15 protein-coding genes are annotated in these 22,565 nt (G+C 50.1%); 9 read left to right on the top strand and 6 right to left on the bottom strand.

The features are described from left to right. Positions 1-111: 111 nt before the first annotated feature. Positions 112-1,353, bottom strand: coding sequence for a pectate lyase (gene pelA / locus DFQ00_RS06790; protein WP_110895716.1), 1,242 nt, complete (start codon positions 1,351-1,353; stop codon positions 112-114). 454 nt (positions 1,354-1,807) lie between these two features. On the opposite strand from pelA, the gene DFQ00_RS06785 reads away from it, so the two are divergent. The 6 genes from DFQ00_RS06785 (at position 1,808) to DFQ00_RS06760 (ending at position 13,380) form a co-directional block, all read left to right on the top strand. Then, positions 1,808-3,169, top strand: a complete 1,362-nt coding sequence (locus DFQ00_RS06785) for an FAD-dependent oxidoreductase (RefSeq protein ID WP_110895715.1) — start codon at positions 1,808-1,810, stop codon at positions 3,167-3,169. 277 nt (positions 3,170-3,446) lie between these two features. Next, positions 3,447-4,304 (top strand): formate/nitrite transporter family protein, encoded by an 858-nt coding sequence (locus DFQ00_RS06780; protein ID WP_110895714.1) that lies wholly within the window; start codon positions 3,447-3,449, stop codon positions 4,302-4,304. Positions 4,305-4,770: 466 nt separating this feature from the next. Next, positions 4,771-6,834: a molybdopterin-containing oxidoreductase family protein gene (locus tag DFQ00_RS06775; protein ID WP_244213713.1), complete on the top strand. Its 2,064-nt coding sequence runs from the start codon at positions 4,771-4,773 to the stop codon at positions 6,832-6,834. Between the two features lie 157 nt (positions 6,835-6,991). Beyond that, positions 6,992-8,221 (top strand): MFS transporter, encoded by a 1,230-nt coding sequence (locus DFQ00_RS06770; RefSeq protein WP_110895884.1) that lies wholly within the window; start codon positions 6,992-6,994, stop codon positions 8,219-8,221. Positions 8,222-8,760: 539 nt separating this feature from the next. Then, positions 8,761-9,750 carry a LacI family DNA-binding transcriptional regulator gene (locus DFQ00_RS06765; RefSeq protein WP_110895712.1) on the top strand — a complete coding sequence of 330 codons (990 nt, stop codon included), beginning with the start codon at positions 8,761-8,763 and terminating at the stop codon, positions 9,748-9,750. 231 nt (positions 9,751-9,981) lie between these two features. After that, positions 9,982-13,380, top strand: coding sequence for a GH36-type glycosyl hydrolase domain-containing protein (locus DFQ00_RS06760; RefSeq protein ID WP_110895711.1), 3,399 nt, complete (start codon positions 9,982-9,984; stop codon positions 13,378-13,380). Positions 13,381-13,480: 100 nt separating this feature from the next. Here DFQ00_RS06760 and DFQ00_RS06755 read toward each other — a convergent pair whose 3' ends face one another. Next, the gene (locus DFQ00_RS06755; RefSeq protein ID WP_110895710.1) at positions 13,481-14,554 is read right to left on the bottom strand and encodes a methyltransferase domain-containing protein; all 1,074 of its coding nucleotides are present in this window, start codon (positions 14,552-14,554) and stop codon (positions 13,481-13,483) included. 187 nt (positions 14,555-14,741) lie between these two features. Between DFQ00_RS06755 and DFQ00_RS06750 the strand changes: the two genes are divergently transcribed. After that, positions 14,742-15,239, top strand: coding sequence for a GNAT family N-acetyltransferase (locus tag DFQ00_RS06750; RefSeq protein WP_110895709.1), 498 nt, complete (start codon positions 14,742-14,744; stop codon positions 15,237-15,239). A 44-nt stretch (positions 15,240-15,283) separates the two neighbouring features. Next, complete coding sequence (locus tag DFQ00_RS06745) at positions 15,284-16,072, top strand: SDR family oxidoreductase (protein WP_110895708.1); 789 nt, start codon at positions 15,284-15,286, stop codon at positions 16,070-16,072. Between the two features lie 212 nt (positions 16,073-16,284). Here the strand turns inward: DFQ00_RS06745 and DFQ00_RS06740 are convergent, their stop codons facing one another. The 3 genes from DFQ00_RS06740 to DFQ00_RS06730 all read right to left on the bottom strand — a co-directional run bounded on the left by DFQ00_RS06740 (position 16,285) and on the right by DFQ00_RS06730 (position 18,340). Then, complete coding sequence (locus tag DFQ00_RS06740) at positions 16,285-17,232, bottom strand: hypothetical protein (protein ID WP_110895707.1); 948 nt, start codon at positions 17,230-17,232, stop codon at positions 16,285-16,287. 267 nt (positions 17,233-17,499) lie between these two features. Continuing rightward, positions 17,500-18,048, bottom strand: coding sequence for a GNAT family N-acetyltransferase (locus DFQ00_RS06735; RefSeq protein ID WP_110895706.1), 549 nt, complete (start codon positions 18,046-18,048; stop codon positions 17,500-17,502). Positions 18,049-18,082: 34 nt separating this feature from the next. After that, on the bottom strand, positions 18,083-18,340 hold the full coding sequence (locus DFQ00_RS06730) for a DUF2164 domain-containing protein (RefSeq protein ID WP_110895705.1): 258 nt from the start codon (positions 18,338-18,340) through the stop codon (positions 18,083-18,085). 275 nt (positions 18,341-18,615) lie between these two features. On the opposite strand from DFQ00_RS06730, the gene DFQ00_RS06725 reads away from it, so the two are divergent. Continuing rightward, entirely contained in the window at positions 18,616-20,382 is a 1,767-nt protein-coding gene (locus tag DFQ00_RS06725) for a glutamine--tRNA ligase/YqeY domain fusion protein (RefSeq protein WP_110895883.1), read from the top strand. 900 nt (positions 20,383-21,282) lie between these two features. Here DFQ00_RS06725 and DFQ00_RS06720 read toward each other — a convergent pair. Then, positions 21,283-22,521 carry an MFS transporter gene (locus DFQ00_RS06720; protein ID WP_110895704.1) on the bottom strand — a complete coding sequence of 413 codons (1,239 nt, stop codon included), beginning with the start codon at positions 22,519-22,521 and terminating at the stop codon, positions 21,283-21,285. Between the last annotated feature and the right edge of the window lie 44 nt (positions 22,522-22,565).

Raw genomic sequence — 22,565 nt, 5'->3', positions numbered from 1 at the left:
AGGTTACACATCATAAGAAGCCTGTCCTCCTGCAATGAGAAGGACAGGCTTTTTCTGTTTTTTAATGAAATGCTTGCTGATGATTATGCAGGATGGAGCATAGGGCCGTAATTATTTGGGGAGTGGCTGGCTCAGTTTGTAATATCCCTGGTCAGAGGCCAGCTTCAGGAGGTTGCGAGCATAACTGCCTGCCCAGGAGTAGCCGTGTCTGCGCTCCTCGCTGATGTCGAGAATGTTCATATATTTTTTGCCGTCCCGGTCTGCGTAAAAAGGAACATCTTCATCTACGTTATAGAATCGGTACCAGATGACACTGCTGGCATTTGGCTCGAAGTAAACAGGTCCCTGCCGGTTGTATTTGGTACCATTTTCACGAACCGTATCAAACCATTTCAAAGCGCCTTTGGCAGCTCGCTCAATCTCGGGTGTCTGGGGCAGGGACATGAGAAAGGCTGTAATCGCCACCGATTCTGATCCCGACTTGGAGGCTAGCTCATAGGCTCTGCCGGGTAGCGGCTCGTAGGTTACAGGATCATGCTGCGCACACCAGACGGTGGGAATGCCGTTATTGATAATTTGAGCTTTGAGCGTGTAGGCAATACCATGATCCAGCGCGGTCTTCAGCTTGTTGCGTTCTGCACTAGTCAGAATATCGTTATCGAACCCGTGCTTGCGCTGGGTGATATCATCCAGCAGAATCATTGTCTGTACCATCGCATTGTCATTGTAAGTGACTGCATCGGAGTAGTTACTGCGTTTAGGGTAGACCTGTGGCCAACCGCCTGAAGGGTACTGCGAGACCAGAATAAAATCTATGGCTTTACGGACACTTTCCTTAAAAACGGGATTGCCTGTTTTGACATACATATCGGTCAGGAAACGAATTTCGGATGTGGTCGCATCGTTATCAAACGTTCCAAGCTCTACACCATTCGGGTCCTTCCAGCCTGAGCGTGCAGTAACACCATCCCAAGGTGCCGCATACTGTTTCTCCATATCCTTATAGAAGCCGCCGTGAGGCATCTGCCAGGATACAATATTCAGGGCAAAGGCTGTATCCTTGGCAAGTTCACCTGTAGCAAAATGGCTGAAATCTCTAAATTTCTGGAGCAATGTGGATACGTCGACACTGGAGGACATGGGCTTCGTGCTGGGTAATACCTCGGTTTTGATCGTTACGGGTTGCGTATAAGTGTTACCTGGAGTCGATGCAGAGCCAGAAGCAGAAGTGGAATTAGAGGCAGCAGCCTCGGATGCAGCCGCGAATGGAGCAGTAAATCCGGTGGTAATCATGGCAAAGGTAAGGGCGACGGGAACGATTCGTAATGGAACGGGCAATACACGTCTCTTCATATGAACGCCTCCTGAACAATTAGTTAATAATAATCAAACTTATATGGAAAAGATATAATACAAAATCCAGTATAAGGATTTAATATATTGTAAGCGCTTACCAATTGAGAAATCAACCCTGTAACTAAAAATGATTTTATTTTTTTGCAACAGGCCGGGGAATGGGCGATAAATTGAACATATTGGAGGGCATAAGTGAAATGTAATTCGGGGAAAATGAGCTTACTAGAAAAAGGGGATCGAGGGCGTAAAGCATAGTTTTTGAATGAGCTGCAAAAATATTTTGACGAAATCTCTTGCAATGTGAAAAAGATCACATTATAATAAGCGTACAAAGTGAAATAAATCACATAAACCATCGACTTGGTAGTGAAATCTTTCACAATTTATTAAGCAGTAATGACAATGACGTTGAATCTTTCATTATTTTATATACTCCAAGGAGGAACTACTCATGAAAATCGCCGTGATCGGATGTACACACGCAGGAACAGCAGCCATCGTTAATACCGCCAAGCTTTACCCGGATGCAACCATTACCGTATATGAGCGCAATGACAACATTTCTTTCCTGTCTTGTGGCATTGCGCTCTACGTTGGTGGAGTGGTCAAAGACCCGGATGGCCTCTTCTATTCTTCGCCAAACCAATTGGCCGACCTCGGTGTTGTGACGAAAATGCTGCATGAGGTTACGGCAGTTGATGCAGAAGCACACACGTTGCGGGCTAAAAATCTGCAAACCGGGGAAGAATTAGAGGATGCTTTTGATAAACTGATTGTGACTACAGGTTCATGGCCTGTCGTTCCGAAGCTGGAAGGCATTGATATGGATAATATCCTGCTCTGCAAAAACTACAATCATTCCAACACGATCATCGAAAAAGCAAAGGACGCGAAACGGGTAACCGTGGTGGGTGCAGGATATATTGGTGTTGAGCTGGTTGAAGCGTTTCAGATGAACGGCAAGGAAGTAACACTGATCGACAGTGTAGATCGTATTCTAAACAAATATTTGGACCCGGAATTTACGGATGCGATCGAGCACACCTTGACTGAAAAAGGCATCAAACTTGCTTTGGGTCAAACGGTGCAGAAGTTTACTGGTGAGAATGGTAAAGTCACCAAAGTCATCACTTCCAAGGGGGAATTCGAGACGGATCTTGTCATCCTCTGCATCGGATTCCGTCCAAACACGGAGCTGCTCAAAGGTCAGGTAGATATGCTGCCGAACGGAGCAATTATTGTGGACAAATATATGCAGACTAGCCAGAAGGACGTATTCGCCGCAGGAGACAGCTGTGCAATTCATTACAATCCGACAGGCAAAGCTTCCTACATCCCACTGGCAACCAATGCGGTTCGGATGGGCACACTTGTCGCACGTAATCTGGTTCGTCCAACGACACCATATATGGGAACACAAGGCACATCCGGCATTAAAATATATGAGCAAAACATTGCAGGAACAGGCATGACCGAGGCATCTGCTGCCGATGAAGGCTTGATTGTGGAATCGGTAGTGCTGGAGGACAGTTACCGCCCAGAGTTTATGCCAACGGCAGAGAAGCTGCTGCTCAAAGTAGTCTATGAGCAAGCGACTCGTCGTATCGTCGGCGCTCAGATTATGTCTCAGGTAGACCTGACACAGTCGATCAATACGATCTCGGTTTGCATTCAGAACAACATGACGGTGGATGAGCTGGCGTTTATCGACTTCTTCTTCCAGCCGCACTACAACAAACCATGGAACTTCCTGAATACCGCAGGTTTGCAGGCTTTGCCACCGGTAGAGGTTAAAGCACCAGCGCTGGTTTAGGGCAGCAAGGTAACAAGCCGGTACAATCAAGCGAATAAAGCCAATGAAGTAGAACGTACGGTAGCGGACCACCTAAATCTGTTAACCGAGTGATATGGATTGAGTAATAAGAAGCAGGGCTGGCGACTACATCGTCAGCCTTTTCTTTGTTCCTGAGTCATGAACGATGAAATATTGTGATTATTTGCACAAAGTTTTATGTGCAGCCGATATACAATAAATACATAGATAGAAAATTGCATTTTGAGACGGATAGAAAATAAAGGAGAGATGACATATGGCAGCCAAAACACCTCTTGAGGTTGCACAATATACGGCACAGACCGGGATGAAAAAAGCACAGAATCCGGTGTCCTCGGTGCTAATTCTTGGTTTCCTGGCAGGGGCATTCATTGCGCTCGGATTTCTGCTGGATATTCGTGTTATCGCATCTGCGCCAGCGGAATGGGGCAGCATTGCCACATTTATCGGAGCATCTGTGTTCCCGGTGGGTCTGATTCTGGTGTTGATCGGTGGCGGAGAGCTGCTGACGGGTAACATGATGGCTGTGCCGCTTGCGGCCATTACTCGTAAGATTACACCCGGAAGCATGCTGAAGAACCTGCTGCTGGTGACACTTGGCAATCTGCTCGGTGCACTGTTTGTTGCATTTTTCTTTGGTCATGTGCTGGGCCTTACGGCAGACGGCGTGTATCTTACCAAGGTGGTAGATATGGCAGGGCACAAGCTGCACGATAGCTTCTTCCAGGCTTTTATATCAGGTATTGGCTGTAACTGGCTGGTGGCGTTGGCTGTATGGCTGTCCTATGCTGCGGATACGATGAGCGGTAAAATTCTGGGTATCTGGTTTCCGACGATGGCCTTTGTTGCTATTGGCTTTCAGCACGTTGTAGCCAATATGTTCCTGATCCCGGCAGCAATCTTCGAGGGTCATTACACCTGGGGGCAATATGTTATGAATTTCATCCCGGTGTGGCTGGGTAATCTGACAGGCGGAGCATTGTTCGTAGCGGCTGCGTACTGGATGGTATATCTCCGCAAGTCAGAGCCGGCAGTGAAACCAGAGATGGCAGCTCCGGCTGCGGTCAGCACAGCGGAACCTGATGCAAGAGGTATTTGGAGCAAGCAAGCTTGACGAACGGGCAGGGCAGAAAAGAATAAAGCAGGCAAGCAAACATCCAGGTAGGTAAACGGACTTGCAGGTATAACAAAGATGATTCTTCTCACAGACAGCATGACCATTGGTCCTGTTCGTTCACCATGAGAAGGGGTCATCTTTTTTTGTATCGAAAAATAAACGCAAAATAAATTCGCCATGACAAGGTTCGGGGGAACGAAACCTGTCCATGGCGAATTTCGGGAGTGGTCCATGATATGGCATGAGGAGGAAGTGGGGAAACACTAGCCTAATGCCTTGTTTTTAATTTACCCCCGGATTTTGAGAATGAATCATACGGGTAAAAACTTTTTTTGGAGTTCACATAAGAGCAGGAAAGGCTCTGAAATCATGAAGATTTGGCGAATTGCTCCTGTTCTCTTTACGCTCTGGTTGCGAAGGGGATATGATATAGGGATAGCTGTTGAAAGAGGGGAGCCAGAAGATGATCGATCAGGAGAATGGTGTGTTTCCAGCGGTATGCCCGCTCGATTGTCCAGACACATGTGGTCTGCTGTTACATAAAGAGAACGGTAAAATTGTAAAGGTCACCGGGAACCCGGACCATCCGATCACAAAGGGTGCAATCTGTAATAAAGTTCGAAATATGACGGAGCGGGTATATCATCCCGAGCGTCTTCAATATCCGATGAAACGTATCGGCGCCAAAGGCGAAGGCAAGTTCGAGCGGATCAGCTGGCACGAGGCCATTCAGGAAATTACAACAAGGTTCAAGGACCTGTCTGCAACCTATGGCCCTGAGAGCATTCTACCCTACAGCTTCTACGGCAATATGGGCATACTCGGGGTGGATGGCATGGATCGGCGTTTTTTCAATGCGCTGGGTGCAAGTGTGCTGGAGCAGACGATCTGTAATGCTGCCGGCAATACTGGCTGGAAATATACGATGGGCGCCAATCGTGGCACGCTGCCTGAGGATACGGAGCATGCCGATCTGATTGTCGTCTGGGGCGGGAATATCGTCAGTACGAACATGCATCAGGTTGTACTTGCAGAGAAGGCACGCAAGAACGGAGCCAGAATTGTGGTCATCGACGTACATCGCAACCGGACAGCGCAATGGGCGGACTGGTTTATTCCACTCTATCCGGGTACAGACAGCGCGCTGGCCTTGGGCTTGATGCATGTGTTGTTTGAGCGCGGACTGACGGATGAAGCGTTTATGCAAAAATACACCGTGGGACACGAAGCGCTGCGCGAGCATGTGCGCAGTTACACCCCGGAGCGTGTGTCACGTATAACAGGAGTACCCGTGGAAACCATCGTGGAGCTTGCTGAGCTGTATGGCGGTGCTCAGGCCGCATATATCCATATTGGCAATGGCCTGCAGCACCACGATAATGGCGGCATGAACGTGCGCAGCATTGCCTGCCTGCCCGCAATAACAGGGCAGTGGCTGAAGCGTGGCGGCGGTGCAGTGCGCACCAACAGCTATGCGAGCACGAATAGCGATGCGCTGGAGCGCCCGGACTTGCGGAAGCATAGCGAGCCGCGAGTGGTGAACATGAATCGGATTGGGGAAGCACTGCTGGAGGCAGAGCAGCCAATCCGGGCACTTATGGTGTATTGCAGCAATCCGCTGGTGGTTGCACCGGATACCGAGCGGGTGGAGCGAGGTTTTGCACGAGAGGATTTGTTTACCGTCGTTCATGATCTGTTCATGACCGATACGGCGAAATATGCCGATATTGTGCTGCCAGCGACCTCATCCTTTGAAGCGACCGATCTGTACACCTCATACTGGCATCAGTATGTGCAGCTGCAGGAGCCGGTCATTGCTCCAATCGGAGAGGGCAAAAGCAATGTAGAGCTGTTCTCGCTGCTCGGACAAGCCATGGGATATGACACGGACATTTTTGGCGAAACGCCGGAGCAGATGATTGAGAATGCATTGCAGGATACGGGGAACCCGTATATGAACGGGGTTACGTTGGAGCGTTTGAAGCAGCAGCGTTTTGTGAAGCTTGATATGTCGACACACGCCTCCTTCCTGGAGCACCTGCCAACACCATCCGGCAAAATTGAATTATATTCAGAGCAGATGGAACAAAAGGGACTGCCAGCGCTGCCAACCTACTGTAACCTGGTTGAAGGCTATGATGGCGAGAATCCGGCGGGACCCGCTGATGCGTATCCACTGATGTTTATCTCACCACCAAACCATAATTTTCTGAACTCCAGCTTTGGTAATTCAGCGAAACATCAGCGGATGGAGAAGAGGCCATTATTGCAGATGCATCCAGAGGATGCAGCGCGCCGTGAGGTGCAGGATGGCGATTCTGTTGTCGTATGGAACGAACGAGGACGCATCGAATTAACGGCCAAAGTGACGGATGCGATGCTTCCGGGTACGGTCATCAGCCAAGGTTTGTGGTGGGACGGCGAGGGTAAGAAGCAGCGCTCGAACTCACTGACATCCAATCGGTTATCGGATATGGGCAATGGGGCCACCTTCTTCTCGGCCACTGTTGAAGTGAAGCGGCAATGAGTGTGCTTGCAGGCTGATTTGTTTGATGTAATATAGATTCATATTATATGTTGTAACTTACAGGCTCCCGCTGTGGCTGGTCTTGCCACATAAGCGGGAGCCTTTTGTGCGGACACAGGCAAGCAGCTAGTGGACATAAGGAGTTTGAACGAAAATGATGAGATGGCTGGATAACTATCCACAAGAAGTGAAGGTGTTTTTGCTCGCAAGTCTGGTGAATGCGACAGGCAGTGCCCTGATGTGGCCGCTGACCACGATGTATGTCTTTGACGAGCTCGGACGAACGATGGCAAACGCAGGCTTTGTCATTTTGATCCAATCCTTGGGAGGCATTGTGGGGCAACTGCTGGGTGGTTCATTGTACCATCGTGTAGGTGTGAAAAAGTTGATTATAGGATCACTGGTATTAAATGCTGCGGGATTGTTTGCCCTGCCCTGGATCAGTGCGTACTGGGTTATCTTTATCTGTGCGATGGGCTGGATCGGGCTGTTCAGCTCCTTATCAATGCCAGCGATTCAAGCATTTATTGGCTTTCGGTTTGCAGAGCGGCGCGGTGAGCTGTTTAACATTATTTATGTTGCGAACAACATCGGTGTAGCGATTGGAACGGCGCTTAGCGGGTTCCTTGCGGACTTTTCATATCACCTGAGCTTTGTACTGAACGGCGTTACCTCGGCAGGCTTTGCCGTATTTTTCTGGTTTTATCTATCCCGGATTGAGCCGGAGCAGGGCGAAGTGCATTTGACGAAACGGTTGACAACGCTACCTGCGGGTCCAGGCATCTGGGCACTGCTGAGCAATACCCGACTGTATCTGTTTATGAGTCTGGGTGTGCTGTTTCTATTGTTTGGCAACTCCATCTGGAATACAGGGGTGTCGCCTTATATCATTGCAGAAGGTATGGAAAAACGAATGTACGGCCTGCTCTGGACACTTAATGGTGTGTTAATCTTTGTAGGTCAGCCATTGACCAGTTGGGTGAAACGCACCATGGCTCGTACCTCTAACGCACAAATGACGGCCAGTGCTGTATTTTATGGCTTGGCATACGTCGTCATGATTGCCATGTACAACTATCCGGGCATGGTGCTCGCCATGGTACTGGCTACCTTCGGTGAGATGCTGATCTCGCCGGCAACGCCAGCTTTTATCTCGGAGCATGCCGGAAGAGCGGCCCCTTTTTATATCGGAGTGTCGGGCGGGATCGGCTCCATTGGCCGGGTTATCGGGCCATACATGATGGGCGTGATGTATGATCAACAGGGGCTGATTGCAGTGGCTTGGCTCGCGACAGCCATGGCGGTCATTGCACTGCTTGCCTTTGTGCTGCACGCCGCATTGAATCGCAACCGCGAAATTCGGGAGTATGGTACGGACGCTGTGTAGAAGCAGGCTGCTGTATTAGTGGCTACGTCCATCCAGAGGTTTGTTTGGACGGGCTTATTTCAATGAAGCGGTACCTGTATACGCTTATACATAGTGGATGAAATGCTTGTATCTTGGCGGTAGTGTGTATATGCTATTCAGAAAGTAATATGCGAACGTATTGAATATCACGTTTATTTCTGCGAAAATAAGATAAAATGGTTGAAATCGCTATCACCAGCGACTATAATGAGGATGTCGAAACGTTTCAATCTATCTTGTATAGCATATAGACTGTGTTCTCGTTTAGAAGCGTAGCAGAACATGTTAATGATTAAGCTTATTGCGACTACCGCTTCTCCTGTTTACACGCAGGGGGACGGGCAGGGCAAGCTTGAATTATTTTTTTGGAAACACCTCGAAACGTTTCGATTAAGCGGGATAAGGGAATGACTAAGGCAGTGAACAGGACTGCATGGTATTGGCTTTATTCCAAACATGCTGCCTGATGTAGATATAATGAGAAGCAGACGAGTCAAGCAAGAAGGGGCGAACGAGGAATGGCAACGATCAAGGATGTGGCTAAGCTGGCGGGTGTAGCACTCTCGACTGCCTCTTACGCACTGAATGGGGACAGCAAGGTAAGTGCGAAGACCAAAGCGAAGGTGTTAGAGGCAGCACGGGAACTGAATTACCGTAAAAATGGCTTTGCCATGGACCTGAAGCGGAGTCGGACAAATACGATCGCGCTCATCCTCACGGACCTGTCCGGGCCGTATTACTCGGAGCTGATCCGCAGTGTACAGGATGTAGCGCTGACAAACGGATACGATCTGATTGCATGCAGCTCCATGGGTGGACGGGATTCAACAGCGGTACGTTTCTTGCGCGAAAAAAGAGTGGATGGTGCCATTGTGCTCGCTCATAACATTCACGATGACATTCTGATGGAATCTGCCGGAACACGCTTCCCGATCATCGTTATGGATCGTCAGCTGTCCGGTGACCATCTGGTGAGCGTGCTGGTGGATGGTGAGCAGGGAGGATATCTTGCCACTCGTCGCCTGATCAGAGGCGGTCATGAGAGCATCGCTTATATTAGCGGGCCAGCCAACTCTTACGATAATGCGCTGCGTTATCAAGGTTATCTCAGGGCAATGCGGGAAGCGGGGCTGGAGGAAAAGTCCAAGTGGCGGCTGAACGGCAACTTCGTTCGCGAGGGCGGCTTCAGCGCTACCAAAACGATGATCATGCAGGGCGAGCTTCCGTCTGCGGTATTTTACGGGAATGACGAGATGGCGATCGGCGGGTTAAAGGCTTTTGCAGACAGTGGCATTTCAGTACCCCAGGATATTTCGGTGATCGGCTTCGATGATATCCAGCTGTCCGAGTATGTTCGTCCACAGCTGACCACGATTCGTCAGCCGAAGCATGAAGCGGGTTCGCTGGCCGGGCATCTGTTGTTCCAGATGCTGAATGGAGAACGTGTGAATCCATCCTATACGTTAACGATTGATCTTGTGGAACGTGAATCGGTTCGTCCTTTATAAGCCGGGCAAGCAAAATAGCGTTCACTTGGTGGGAGGCGCTTTGGCCTCAGAGTCCTTTGTGGATACATAACGGGTTAAGCGCGATCAAGAAGTGAACGTGATGAGTTACAGAATGAGGGTTATCGTTAGGACGGGGCTGTAAAGACCGGTTCAAGGGAGCCCTATTCTTTTTCAATAATATCGAAACGTTTCGATATTGGGCGGTAAACTAATTTAAGGAGTGATAGAAAGATGGCAACAATCATGAATGAAACGATTCGGCTGACTGCCGGAGAAGTAACGTTTACTTTTTTAAACAGTGGGGACTTGTACCAAGCGACTTCCGGCACAACGATGCTAAATCAGCTGCTTGGCAATCCGATTGACGGGTCTTTGAATAATCTGTATCTGCGTGTACATGAGGAGAGTGGGCAGATTACTTCTTATCCACTGCTCGGCGTACACTCCAACAGCCGGGTGTCAACAAGCCAATCTCACGGGGATCGTCAGCTGATCTGGAAAGGCAGTGTTCAACCGAAACATGCAGCAGAAGCGATCAACTATCAGGTTGTATTTACGCTGGCCTCTCAAGGAATCTGGTTCTGGGATGTGAAGATTACAGGGCAACAGCAGCGTGTTGATGTGGTGTACGGACAAGATGTAGGCCTGGCTGATCAGGGTGCAGTACGCAGCAATGAAGCATATATGTCGCAATATATTGACCATACGGTGTTTGAGGATGAGGCCAAAGGTTACGTGGTATGCTCACGTCAAAACCAGCCGCAGGGTGGCGTGTTCCCATACATGCAGCAAGGTTCCCTGACCAAAGCGGTTGGTTATTCCACGGACGGATTCCAGTTCTTCGGACTGTCTTACAAAGAAACGAATCAGCCGGAGAGCTTGAGCTATCCTTCGCTCGCGAATGAGACGTACCAGTATGAGTTTGCGTATACGGCGCTGCAATCCGAGCTTGTGGAGCTGAACGGTGAAGCACAGGTTGTATTCTACGGACTGGCGAAGCCTAACCATGCAACGGGCATTACGGCACTGGAGTTTGGAGATGAAGTTGCGGCGGCATGGAATGAAGTACAGGCTCTGAACGCGGAAACGGGCGAAGTGCTGGAGCAGGTGAAGCTCTCTTCCTTCTTGGGTGAGCCACTGGCAGCCCTTGATCTGACACAGGACGAGATTAACGAGTTATTCCCTGAGCGCCATCAGGAAGAACGCAGCGGGGATCAACTGTTGTCCTTCTTCACGGGTTCTTACGAGCATATCGTACTAAAAGCCAAAGAGCTGCTGGTAGAGCGCCCGCATGGACACATTCTGATGAGTGGCGGTAACGTAAAGCTGGGAGCGCATGTTATTACGACGACATCGTATATGTATGGGATGTTCAACGCACAGCTTGTTATTGGCAATACCAATTTAAATAAAATGATCAGTAATGCCCGCAATGCCCTGAACGTACCGAAGACGGCCGGACAGCGCATCTACGTGGAAGTGGATGGACGATATCGTCTGCTGACGATGCCATCTCTGTTCGAGATTGGTTTTAACTATGCCCGCTGGATATACAAAATGGAGTCCGATACGCTCATCGTGACAAACTACACAACAACACATGCTACTGAAGTGCGCATGAACGTGCGCTCTGCAAGTGGAAAGGCCTATCGTTATCTGGTGACCAACCAGATCACGATGAACGTGAATGAATACGAATATCCGCTGCACATGACGCAGGATGACGGCACGCTGATCTTCAAAGCTGATCCGCAAGCGATGAGTGCTGGCACGTATCCAGAGCTGGAGTACCGCATGACGGTGGAGGGTGCTGTTGCTCAAGCCGGAGATGAAACGTTGCTTGCCAGCGGTGTTCGTAGCGGATCTGCTTCGCTCGTCACACTGAGCCTGGAAGAGAGTGCGGAATGGACGCTGAAGGTTCAGGGTGTGCTGGAGAATCAGGCGGCTGAAGGTGCTGACGCAGCGGCCCGGAGTCTTTCTTTTGAAGAAGAAGTGCAGGCGTATCGTGAGTTCTTTGCAGGTGTCATGAACGGGTTCCGTTTGTCCCGTGGTGAGAGTCAGGATGCGGAGGATCTGTTCAAGGTCAACGCGCTTGCCTGGTGGTACACACACAATATGCTGGTGCATTACTCTGTACCTCACGGTCTGGAGCAATACGGCGGCGCAGCATGGGGTACACGTGATGTGTGCCAAGGTCCGGTGGAGTATTTCATGGCAACGCAGAAATATGAGCAGGTCCGCGATATTATCAAAATGGTCTATACGCACCAATATGAGGATGATGGCAACTGGCCGCAATGGTTCATGTTCGATAAATATTTTGCCATTCAACAGGAAGAGAGCCATGGGGATATCATCGTATGGCCGCTGAAAGTGCTGGCAGACTACCTGACGGCTACTCGCGACTATGCGATTCTGGAAGAGAAAGTGCCTTATACAGTTAAACACAGCTTTGGATTCACAGAAGAGACAGCAACGGTACTGGAGCACGCGAAAAAAGAGATCGAATACATCCGTGCACATTTCCTGCACGATACGTTCCTGTCCTCCTACGGAGACGGAGACTGGGATGATACACTCCAGCCAGCCAATGCACAGCTCAAGCAATATATGGTGAGCAGCTGGACGGTCGCCTTGACGTATCAGTCCGTGAACGTATTGTCACAGGCATTGAAAGCTAAAGATGAAGCTTTTGCACAGGAGCTTGCAGCACTGGCAGAGGGCATTCGTGAGGACTTTAACCGCTACATGCTGGGTACAGATGTGATTCCAGGCTTCGTATATATGGAAGAGGCGGACCAAGCGAAGCTGATGCTGCATCCAACGGACACGGAGACAGGCATTCAATACCGCTTGTTGCCAATGACACGCAGCATGATCGGTGAGCTGCTGAATGCAGAGCAGGCAGAAGCGCATTACGCACTCATTCGTGAGCAGTTCCTCTGCCCGGATGGCGTACGTCTGATGAACCGTCCTGCACAGTATGCAGGTGGCGTGAGCACACACTTCAAGCGTGCAGAGCAAGCATCGAACTTCGGTCGTGAGATCGGTTTGCAGTACGTGCACGCCCATATTCGTTACGTGGAAGCGATGGCGAAGCTTGGCAAGACGGATCAGGTGTGGAATGGTCTGGCAATGATCAACCCGGTGGGCATCGGTGAGGTTGTGCCTAACGCAGAGATTCGTCAAGCGAATGCGTATTTCAGCAGCTCGGACGGCAAGTTCAATACACGTTATGAGGCGCAAGAGCATTTTGACCAGCTCCGTAAAGGTACAGTTCAGGTGAAAGGCGGATGGAGAATCTACTCCAGCGGCCCTGGAATCTACATGAACCAGCTGATCTCGAATGCACTGGGGATTCGTCAGGAGGGCGGTAATCTGGTGATTGACCCGGTATTGCCAGCTGAGCTGGATGGCATGCAGTTTGAATTCGAATATGCAGGCGAGCCGGTGACATTCATCTACCACCTGAGCGAAGGTGCTGTCAGCCGTGTAGCGGTGAATGGCAAAGACGTCGAAGGTGAGCGTACAGCGAACCGTTATCGTCAAGGCGGGGTTCGCATCCCGCTGGAAGTGTTCAAGCAGGCACGCGGCGCGGCGGAGCGCACGGTTGTAGATATCTATATGTAAGCTAGCCATTTGCTGTTTTCCGGCAATCCGGGCCAACCTTCTTCAAGGGTTGGCCCTTTTGTATTGAACACGAGTCATACCAGAGGTTGCTGAAGAATGTCTATCCCATTGGAACCGCCAGCACCGTGTGAAGAAGCTCATTATGCCGCATGTGTCTGGTCTCGTAGCCCAGGTTGTTCAGCGAGCCACACAGTTCATCCAGCAATGGAAAATGGCGCTCACGCATAGCCTGCTGCCGTTCTGCATCTCCAGATGCGACAGCATGCCTTCGGTGAGTGTCGCGGTGCGTAGCGTCGGTAAACATCAGGTCGGTAAGGCAAATCCTTCCCGTGCTGGTAGCCTTGAGCACCCGCTGGATTTCCTCCAATGCCAGCCGCTGCTGATCCGGGCCCAGATGATGAAAGGCAAAGCTGGATACGACAAAGTCAAAGGACTGATCGGCGAAAGGAAGCGCCAGAAAATTACCAAGCTTCACATGCATCTGCGGATATTTTCTGCGGCATGTTCGCAGCATTTCCCGTGACTGATCGCTCCCGGTCATGACGGCACCCTGATTCAGCAATCTGCCGGCCAGATTGCCTGTTCCAGTCCCGATGTCCAAGCCAGCTTCCCCATGTACAGGAGAGATCCACTGCACGGTCTGCTCTAAGGCTTCATCATAATTATGGTACAGGCTGAACGGTTTGTCGGCTGTGGTCCAATCCGATTGAACACGCAGATCGTGAATTGCTGCCTGCTGATCATAATTCCAGCGATCATGCCAGTTCTGCCGTGCTTCCCGCAGGCGGCGTGCACTACCTGCCAGATCATGCAGATGACTGACATCCAGTGGCCCGTCCTGACGGTTCAGCTCGATCATACGCTGGGTAGTATCCATCATCCGTTTCAACTCGACCCACTGGGCGTACATTACCGCTTGTTGCAGCTCCAGGTATTCCTCCAGCCCTTGCTGATTGCCCTGATCAATCTCGGCAAGGGCATGATGAATATCCTGTAAGGACATGCCAATCTCGCGCAGCGCAGCAATCGTCTGCAAGCGCCAGATATCATGTTCCGAATATATGCGGTATCCATTGCCGTGCTGCTTGGCAGGACGAATCAATTCTTTTTCCTCATAAAAACGAATGGCTCTTGCCGATATTCTCAACCGGGATGCGGCTTCTTTGATATTCAATCCGTTACACCTTCCTATCTTATGAGACGATATGTTCAGTGATTGTAATGGAATCAGTATAAACGATGACGCTACGGCAAGGTGAAGTGTTTTTCACGGTTTGTTCATATGGAAGCGGAATTTAAGTCCACACAGCGGCTATGCTACAATATATACAGAATGAAGGTATACGAAAGGTTGAATTGGCATGCTTACCAGTCATACGTACAAGATTCGCGCTTCCGAGATGAAGGATGCAAACCAGCTGATGGAGCTGGATATGCTGGTCTGGGATGCGTGCAACTCGCCTGCTCCGATGCAATGGCGATCCAGACAACAGTATTTGCAATATTGCCCGCCGGGCAGTCAATTGATTGCGGTGCAGGAGGATCGGGTATGCGGATATGTAGGCTTTCATCCTCCGACAGGCATGCCTGTGAACCGCCACGTATATGAGATTCATATTGCAGTTCACCCCGAATATCGCCGCTCCGGCGTGGCGACAGCTCTAATGAGAGCTATGAAGCAGTATGCGATGGAGCAGGGCATTCAGAAGCTCAGGCTGCGCGTGTTGTCCAGCAACCCTGGAGCGGTGGCCTTCTATGAGCAATGTGGATTTATAACCGAGGGCAGGCTTGTATCCGAATTTCGGATCGGCGGCAGGGATGTAGACGATATTTTGATGGCTTATTTTCTGGAGACATAGACGATTGTGTGGGTAATTTAGAAGTTAACTAAGGAGGAACAACGATGGATATGGGACTTCGCGGTAAAAAAGCACTGGTGCTGGCCTCCAGTCGCGGCCTGGGCAAAGCGGTTGCGTCACAGCTGGCATTGGAAGGTGCCGATGTGATGCTGGCTAGCCGGAGCGAGGACAAGCTCGCGGCAGTGAAGGAAGAGCTGCTGGCGCTTGGTGGCGGTGGACGTGTGGAATACGTCGCAACCGATGTCACCCGCAAGGAGGACATTGCAGCATTGATTCAGACAACAGCAGAGCAGTTTGGACAGATTGACATTCTCGTGAACAATTCAGGCGGCCCGCCTTCCGGCTCATTTGAATCGCTGACGGACGAGGACTGGGAGCGTGCGTTTGAACTGAACATGCTTAGTTATGTCCGGCTGATTCGGGGGGTGCTTCCGCACATGAAAACAAACGGAGGGCATATCGTCAACATTGCCTCCACTTCGGTCAAGCAGCCGATTCCCGGTCTGATTTTATCGAATACGTTCCGTACGGGTGTGTTTGGCCTTGCCAAAACACTTTCTCAGGAGCTTGCACCGTATGGCATTCTGATCAATACCGTAGCTCCTGGGCGCATCGCGACAGATCGCATTCGTGAGCTGGATACGGCGCGCGCAGAGCAGAACGGGGTCAGTGAAGACGAAATTGCGGAGCAATTCCGCAAAGAGATTCCGCTTGCACGTTACGGTGAGCCGGAGGAATTTGCCAAAGCGGTCGTCTTCCTGTTATCCGGGGCCAATACGTATATTACGGGGGCTTCGCTGGTTGTGGATGGCGGTATGGTGCGTGCGCTTTAAGAAACTCTTCATGGATTCACGTACGGTTAACTATGGATGCGAGCAGTAGCGTTTTTCTGTAACGTTTCTGTCGGAACCGCAATAAAGTCCCTCCTTGTACCGCTGTAATCAGCGCGAAAAGGAGGGACTTGGCATGGGCATGGGGATTAAGTTACATGGAGCTTGATCAGATAGATTAGATTAAGTTTGATAACAGAGTAGACCCGATCAGATTACGCAGGACTTTGATCAGCCTCAGAAGTTGTCTTGTCTTCTACATCGCCCTTTGGTGAAGAGATAGCTGAGGAGCCGGATTTATCTTTCAAGCGTGAGCCATGGCGATGCTCTGGTCCAACCGATGGCCGAGTGCCGTTCACCAGATCTGTAATCCGCCCGGTTAGGTCAGCTACCCGCTCATCATACTGAGCCTGTGTGATTTTGCCGTCCTTCAGCTCTTGCTGCAGGTCGGTCTTTCTATCGTTCACAAGCTGCTGAATGACCGTCTGTACCTTTACATTCTGGGCGGTCGCAATCTCTGCGAGGGATTTACCATTTTTCAGGGATGAGGTTAATTCATTGGCTGTCACGCCCAGCAAAGACGCAAGCTTGTCCACGTTTCGGTCTAGTTCGGGTCCAAGTCCAACCCCGCCAGGTAAGCCAAGTTCAGGCAGAAGACCAGGTTCAGGTCTATGAGCGCGTATTTCCGATGGCTTTTCTTTTACAAGCTTGGTTACACGCTCCGTTAGAGCTGCAAGCCGCTCATTATATTGAGCTTGCGTGATTTTGGAGTCCGAGAGCTGCTGCTGCAGTTCCTTTTTCTCCGTAGCAACAAGTTGATCTATAAGCGTCTGTACCTCCACATTCTTTGTGGCTGCGATCTCGGCAAGGGAGTGATCTGCTTGGATGGCTTCTTTTAACTCATCCTTTGTGATGCCAAGCACGGACAGAACTCCTTTGGCGTGAGGACCGAACCCAGGTCCAAGCCCTATTTCAGCTTCGCCGGGCGGTATTAATATATGGGAACCAATCGGGGCAGTGCGTTTGTTCTGGAGTGCATCGGATGCTTTCGCCGCAGGGTCTGCATGAACCGCCGCGGTGGCCAGCAAGGCGCCGCTAAGTGCAATCGTGAGAGCTAAAGCGCTGGTGACTTTTATTGCCTTTGATGTTGTGCTTCTCTTCATCCGTGATCATCCTTCTTCCTTGGTTTAGTGTGTGGTTACAGCACCACAACGCTATCTTAGGTGCGAAGCATGAAATTTAGATTAAGACAACCTTAGGTTGAAGTAAAATATGGATTCATAACCACAATAACCCCTCATCTGTGGCAGGGTGAATGTCACTGTCACAGGCGAGGGGCTATGTGGAAGCAGGGAGAGTCATCATTTATTTTGATATCATGAGTTCGGCTCGCATATCCTGCTGTGGCTGTCCATTATGTAAGGCTTGGTTTATCGCAAAAGTTCCCATTCATGCTGCAGCATGCCGTACACCGCATGGTTCACATATTCCTTGGGCAGCTTCTCTGCCTGACGAATGACCCCTTCAAGCACAAAGCCCAGTCGTTCCGGGATGGCGCGGCTGCGTTTGTTGTTGGTCGCGCAGCGAATCTCGACCCGGTTCAGGTCCAGTGTTACGAGCGCGTAATCCACCAGGACACGGCAGGCGCTGGTCATCAGGCCTTGTCCTTCAAAACCTTTACCAAGCCAATACCCGATGCTTACCGAGCGGCTCGCCCAGTTAATCTCGTGAAAACCGATAATGCCTGCAAGATCGCCTTTTAACCAGATGCCTGCAGTGAAGCCGCCATTCTCGGCCGCTTGCTTTAACGCGCCTGTAATGAATTTCGATGTATGTTCAATCTCGGTCACCTGATCCACCCACGGCAGCCAATGTCTGAGTTGATCCCGGGAACGATCCGTCAGTTCAAACAGCGGTTTGGTGTGCTCCATCAAAAGTGGGCGAAGCTCCGTATATTCATCCAATGAATAGGTAAACATGATTGCAACCTTCTTTCTTTATATAATAGGTAGATTAGCGGGGAGGGCGGGGGAGTTTGCGCTCCAATGCGAACAGATCCTCTTCCATGGAGGCCATGCGCTGGTTAACCGTGGTGCGTGCGTCACTGAGTGCCTGATTATATATGTAGGGAGCAAGCTGTGTCATAAACAGATCGAGCACACCCGATGCCGCCAGAGCGCCCAACTCTTCACCGCGTTCTTCTTCAAAATACGACTGGATCGTACGAATGGCTTCCGCCTGCTGTTCTTTGGTCAGTTTTAGCGCGTTCATTTGGGAAACCCTCCCTTAAAATTAGTTTTACTAACATGCTACATGATTCGTGCGAACTCGTCAAAATGGTATTAGGCCTAACTTGAAGCGGGCGGCGTGTGCGTCTGATCCTGATTTTGGTGCGGTTATTTATTGAACTCCTTCCCCGTTAAAGGTATATTTAAATGAAACGCGTACGAAACTTTCCATGAAAGCAGATGTTTTCAGTAAATGGCTTCGTACATAAGGAATTTTACCCGGAATTGCTTGTAATGTTGGCAAGCTCCAATCCATTCATGAAAGGTTTGATACCTGTGGACAATCGCTTCACAACCCCACCTAACTTTATTAAAAATATCATTACCGAAGACCTCCGGTCGGGCAAAGTCCAGGAAGTTATTACCCGTTTTCCTCCTGAACCGAACGGTTATCTGCATATTGGTCATGCGAAGGCGATCTGGATCAACTTTACGCTGGGCGGCGAGTTTGGCGGCAAGACGAATCTGCGCTTTGATGATACGAACCCGGTGAAGGAAGACGTAGAGTACGTGAATTCCATCCAGGAAGACGTGAAATGGCTCGGATACGAGTGGAACGAGAAACGTTTTGCCTCGGATTATTTCGATGAGATGTACAACCGTGCGGTTTTGCTTATTGAAAAAGGTAAAGCCTACGTCGACGATCAAAGCGCCGACGAAATCCGTCAAATGCGTGGAACGCTAACCGAGCCGGGCAAAAACAGCCCGTTCCGCGAGCGTTCCGTGGAGGAGAATCTCGACCTGTTCACACGCATGCGTGCAGGCGAGTTCCAGAACGGAGAGAGAGTGCTGCGTGCCAAGATTGATATGGCTTCGCCTAACATCAACCTGCGTGATCCGGTCATTTACCGTATCTCTCATGCACACCACCATAACACGGGCGACAAATGGTGCATCTATCCGATGTACGCTTTTGCACACCCGCTCGAAGATGCGATTGAAGGTGTAACTCACTCCCTCTGTTCCCTGGAGTTTGAGGATCAACGCCCATTCTATGATTGGGTTATTGCAGAGTGTGAGATGGAAAGTCAGCCGCGTCAATACGAGTTTGGCCGCCTGAACTTGTCCCAGATGGTCACGAGCAAACGCAAGCTGAAGCTGCTTGTGGACGAAGGTCATGTCGATGGCTGGGATGATCCACGTATGCCGACGATCTCGGGTCTGCGCCGCCGGGGGTACACACCGGAAGCCATTCGTGATTTTGTATACGAAACAGGCATCTCCAAAAACTATGGTGTAATTGATCTGCAAACGCTGGAGCACTTTGTTCGTGAGGATCTGAAGCTGAAGGCTCCACGTACGATGGCTGTGCTGCACCCGCTCAAAGTAGTGATCACCAACTATCCAGAGGGACAAGTCGAGTGGCTGGAAGCTGAGAATAATGTGGAAAATCCAGAGATGGGCAACCGCCAAATTCCGTTCTCCCGCGAGATTTATATCGAGCAAGACGACTTTATGGAGAATCCGCCGAACAAATACTTCCGTTTGTTCCCTGGCAACGAAGTTCGCCTGAAGCATGCCTACTTCATTAAATGTAATGATGTGATCAAGGATGCAGACGGTAATGTCGTTGAGATTCATTGCACCTATGATGTCGAAACGAAGAGTGGCAGCGGCTTTACGGGACGTAAAGTGAAAGGCACGATTCACTGGGTAGAAGCAACTCAAGCTGTACCCGCTGAATTCCGTTTGTACGAGCCGCTGATTTCGGCAGACGCACCGGAGGCTGAGGTAGAAGTGGAAGCCGCCGTGGCAGGGGCTGAGATGGAGGCAGATGTGACTGGCGCTGGAGCAGAGACTGTCGAGCAGCCGGAGAAAACGTTCCTGGATCAGCTGAACCCGAACTCGCTGGAGATCGTTCATGGCTTCGTGGAGCAGGAGATGAAAGAAGCGAAACCACAGGACAAGTTCCAGTTTTTCCGTCACGGTTACTTCAGTGTGGATCCGAAACACTCTGAGCCAGGACGCCCGGTATTTAACCGCGTCGTATCGCTGAAAAGCTCATTCCAATTGCCAAAGGCATAAGGCAGAGAGTGTGGGGCTTGCTTAAAACGTGGTACAAGTGAACGGTAATCGTTGACTGATTGAGGACATGAACGATGCACCTTACGGTAATGTTCATGTACCTCGGCGTAGTCTTTTTGCACTGTTTCTCAGGCTTCTGTGCGCGGTGCAGTTCTTCGCTGCATGACGTGGGTCGGCCGATCCACATGTGTTAGAGCTAAGACGGGCAGGATGGGCATTGCATAAACATGCTACGCAAGTATGAAGAAAGGGCGTTCCTGGTCATGTTCATGACGGGACGCCCTTTTTGTTGTGTCAAGGTAGCTTTTAGAGTAACTTTTTTAGATTAACCAACGTATTTACTGAAATCCTACCGCGTCGACCGCCGTAGCAATAGTAAGTAAACACCAACGTTCCAAGCATCCCTCCCAGACCTCCCCATTCACCCCTTGAGACTCTGGCTCACTTACCACCACCAGCCAATGCACCAGCCACTACGATGACTCTGTAGCTATCTCGACCCCACGTACCCTTGCTCACGACTAACCTGCCACCCTCAGCCTATAGTTAAAAAATCTAACGATCACAGGAAACGCTATTTGCCCGTTTTTCGGTCCTTCTGAATTCTAACGATCCGTACAGACCTTATTTCCTGCAAATGTGGTGTTTGTATGCATTTTTCCTCGGTTTGAGGGTAAATAAGCTTCCTGGGGATCGTTAGAATGTGAAACGTCTGGAAATGGCCCCAATAAGGTTTCTGGTGATCGTTAGCCGTAGAATGGGAACTGGTCGAGATTCGTTGCACCGGAACTGGCGAAATTCCTGCTCCCCCGCTACCAATGCCCGCCTATCCCTACTCCTAAGCCACTCCCATTCCTATTCCTATTAACATACCCATCTCCATACCCATCTCCATAACCATCATCTGTCCTCATCCATATTGCCCATTTCCGTCAGCACCGTAGGTTGATATCCATTATGACGGTTCCACAGCCACATGAGGCCAAAGCCAAATGCGCCGATGAGTGAGAAGAATACACCAATGCTATACATCACCTCAGCCCCGAAGCTCTGGAACAGCCAGCCACCGAAGAAGCCCGCAATAACGCCGGAAAGTCCACCCCAAGCCATCGTGTACACCGCCTGCCCGGAGGAGCGATAGGGCCGTGGAATAAATAGCATGGTCAGCTGTGTGCCCACATAGAAATAACCGCCAAAGGTGACCGAGTGCATGAGCTGAATAAAAACAACCTCCATCGGACTTGAGGCCAGGGCCATAAGCTGCCAGCGCAGTGCAAATAACAGGCTGATCAGAATAAGAGAGCCTAGCAGCATGCTCATTTTGCGTTTCAGCAGTCGATCCATTAGCAGGAACACACCTACTTCCAGGATGGAGGATGTGAAGATTGCCCAGCCGACCATCTGCTTGTCGCCGCCCATCTCTACAATATAAAGCGACATAAAGGTGCTGTTCATGGCATTAGGTACCGAGACGAGTACACCAAGACCGATAAAGGTCATAAAATACGGATTAAACATCACCTTACCAAACCGTCTTAACGTAACAATCGGTGTATCAGAGGCGATAGGCTGCCTTGGCAGAAATACCGAGAACATAAACGCAATAGTAATCATGCAAGCAAAAATAATAGAAACACTGCCTACGCCATAACGATCAATCACCGGTCCGGCAGCGACTGCGGTCAGTGCCCAGCCTAGTGAGCCCCAGAGCCGGAAGGTACCGAATTTCTGTCCCGTGCCGTCAATATAACCAAGAATCAGACTGTTGGTCTGAGCGAACAATGGACTTTGAAAAAAATAAAACAAGATCATAGCCACGTAGATCCACGTATATGTAGGCGCATAAAATACCCCTTGTGCGAGCACAAAGGTGCCTGCCATCATAATCATCAGCACGATTCGAATATTACGTGATTTATCACTCCAGAAGCCCCAGAACGGGTTGGCAAACAGAGAGACAAAGGGACCAATCGCCATCAGGCTGCCAATCTCCAGCTTGGTCATGCCAATCTCTTGAAGATACAGTTGAAGGAATCCGGCGAAGATCGAAATGGCTCCATAGATGAAAAAATTATATAGTTTAAGTGAGGCCAGTGAGGACGCGCCTCTCACGGGTGCAGATCTGTCCAATTGAGCCATTCCTTTCCGAATCGAATCATATTGTTCAATGTATCATTTGTTGA

Source organism: Paenibacillus barcinonensis (genome assembly GCF_003217495.1).
Taxonomy (GTDB): domain Bacteria; phylum Bacillota; class Bacilli; order Paenibacillales; family Paenibacillaceae; genus Paenibacillus; species Paenibacillus barcinonensis.
Note: the sequence above shows the minus strand (reverse complement) of the source record. Positions and strands in the feature narration are given on the sequence as shown.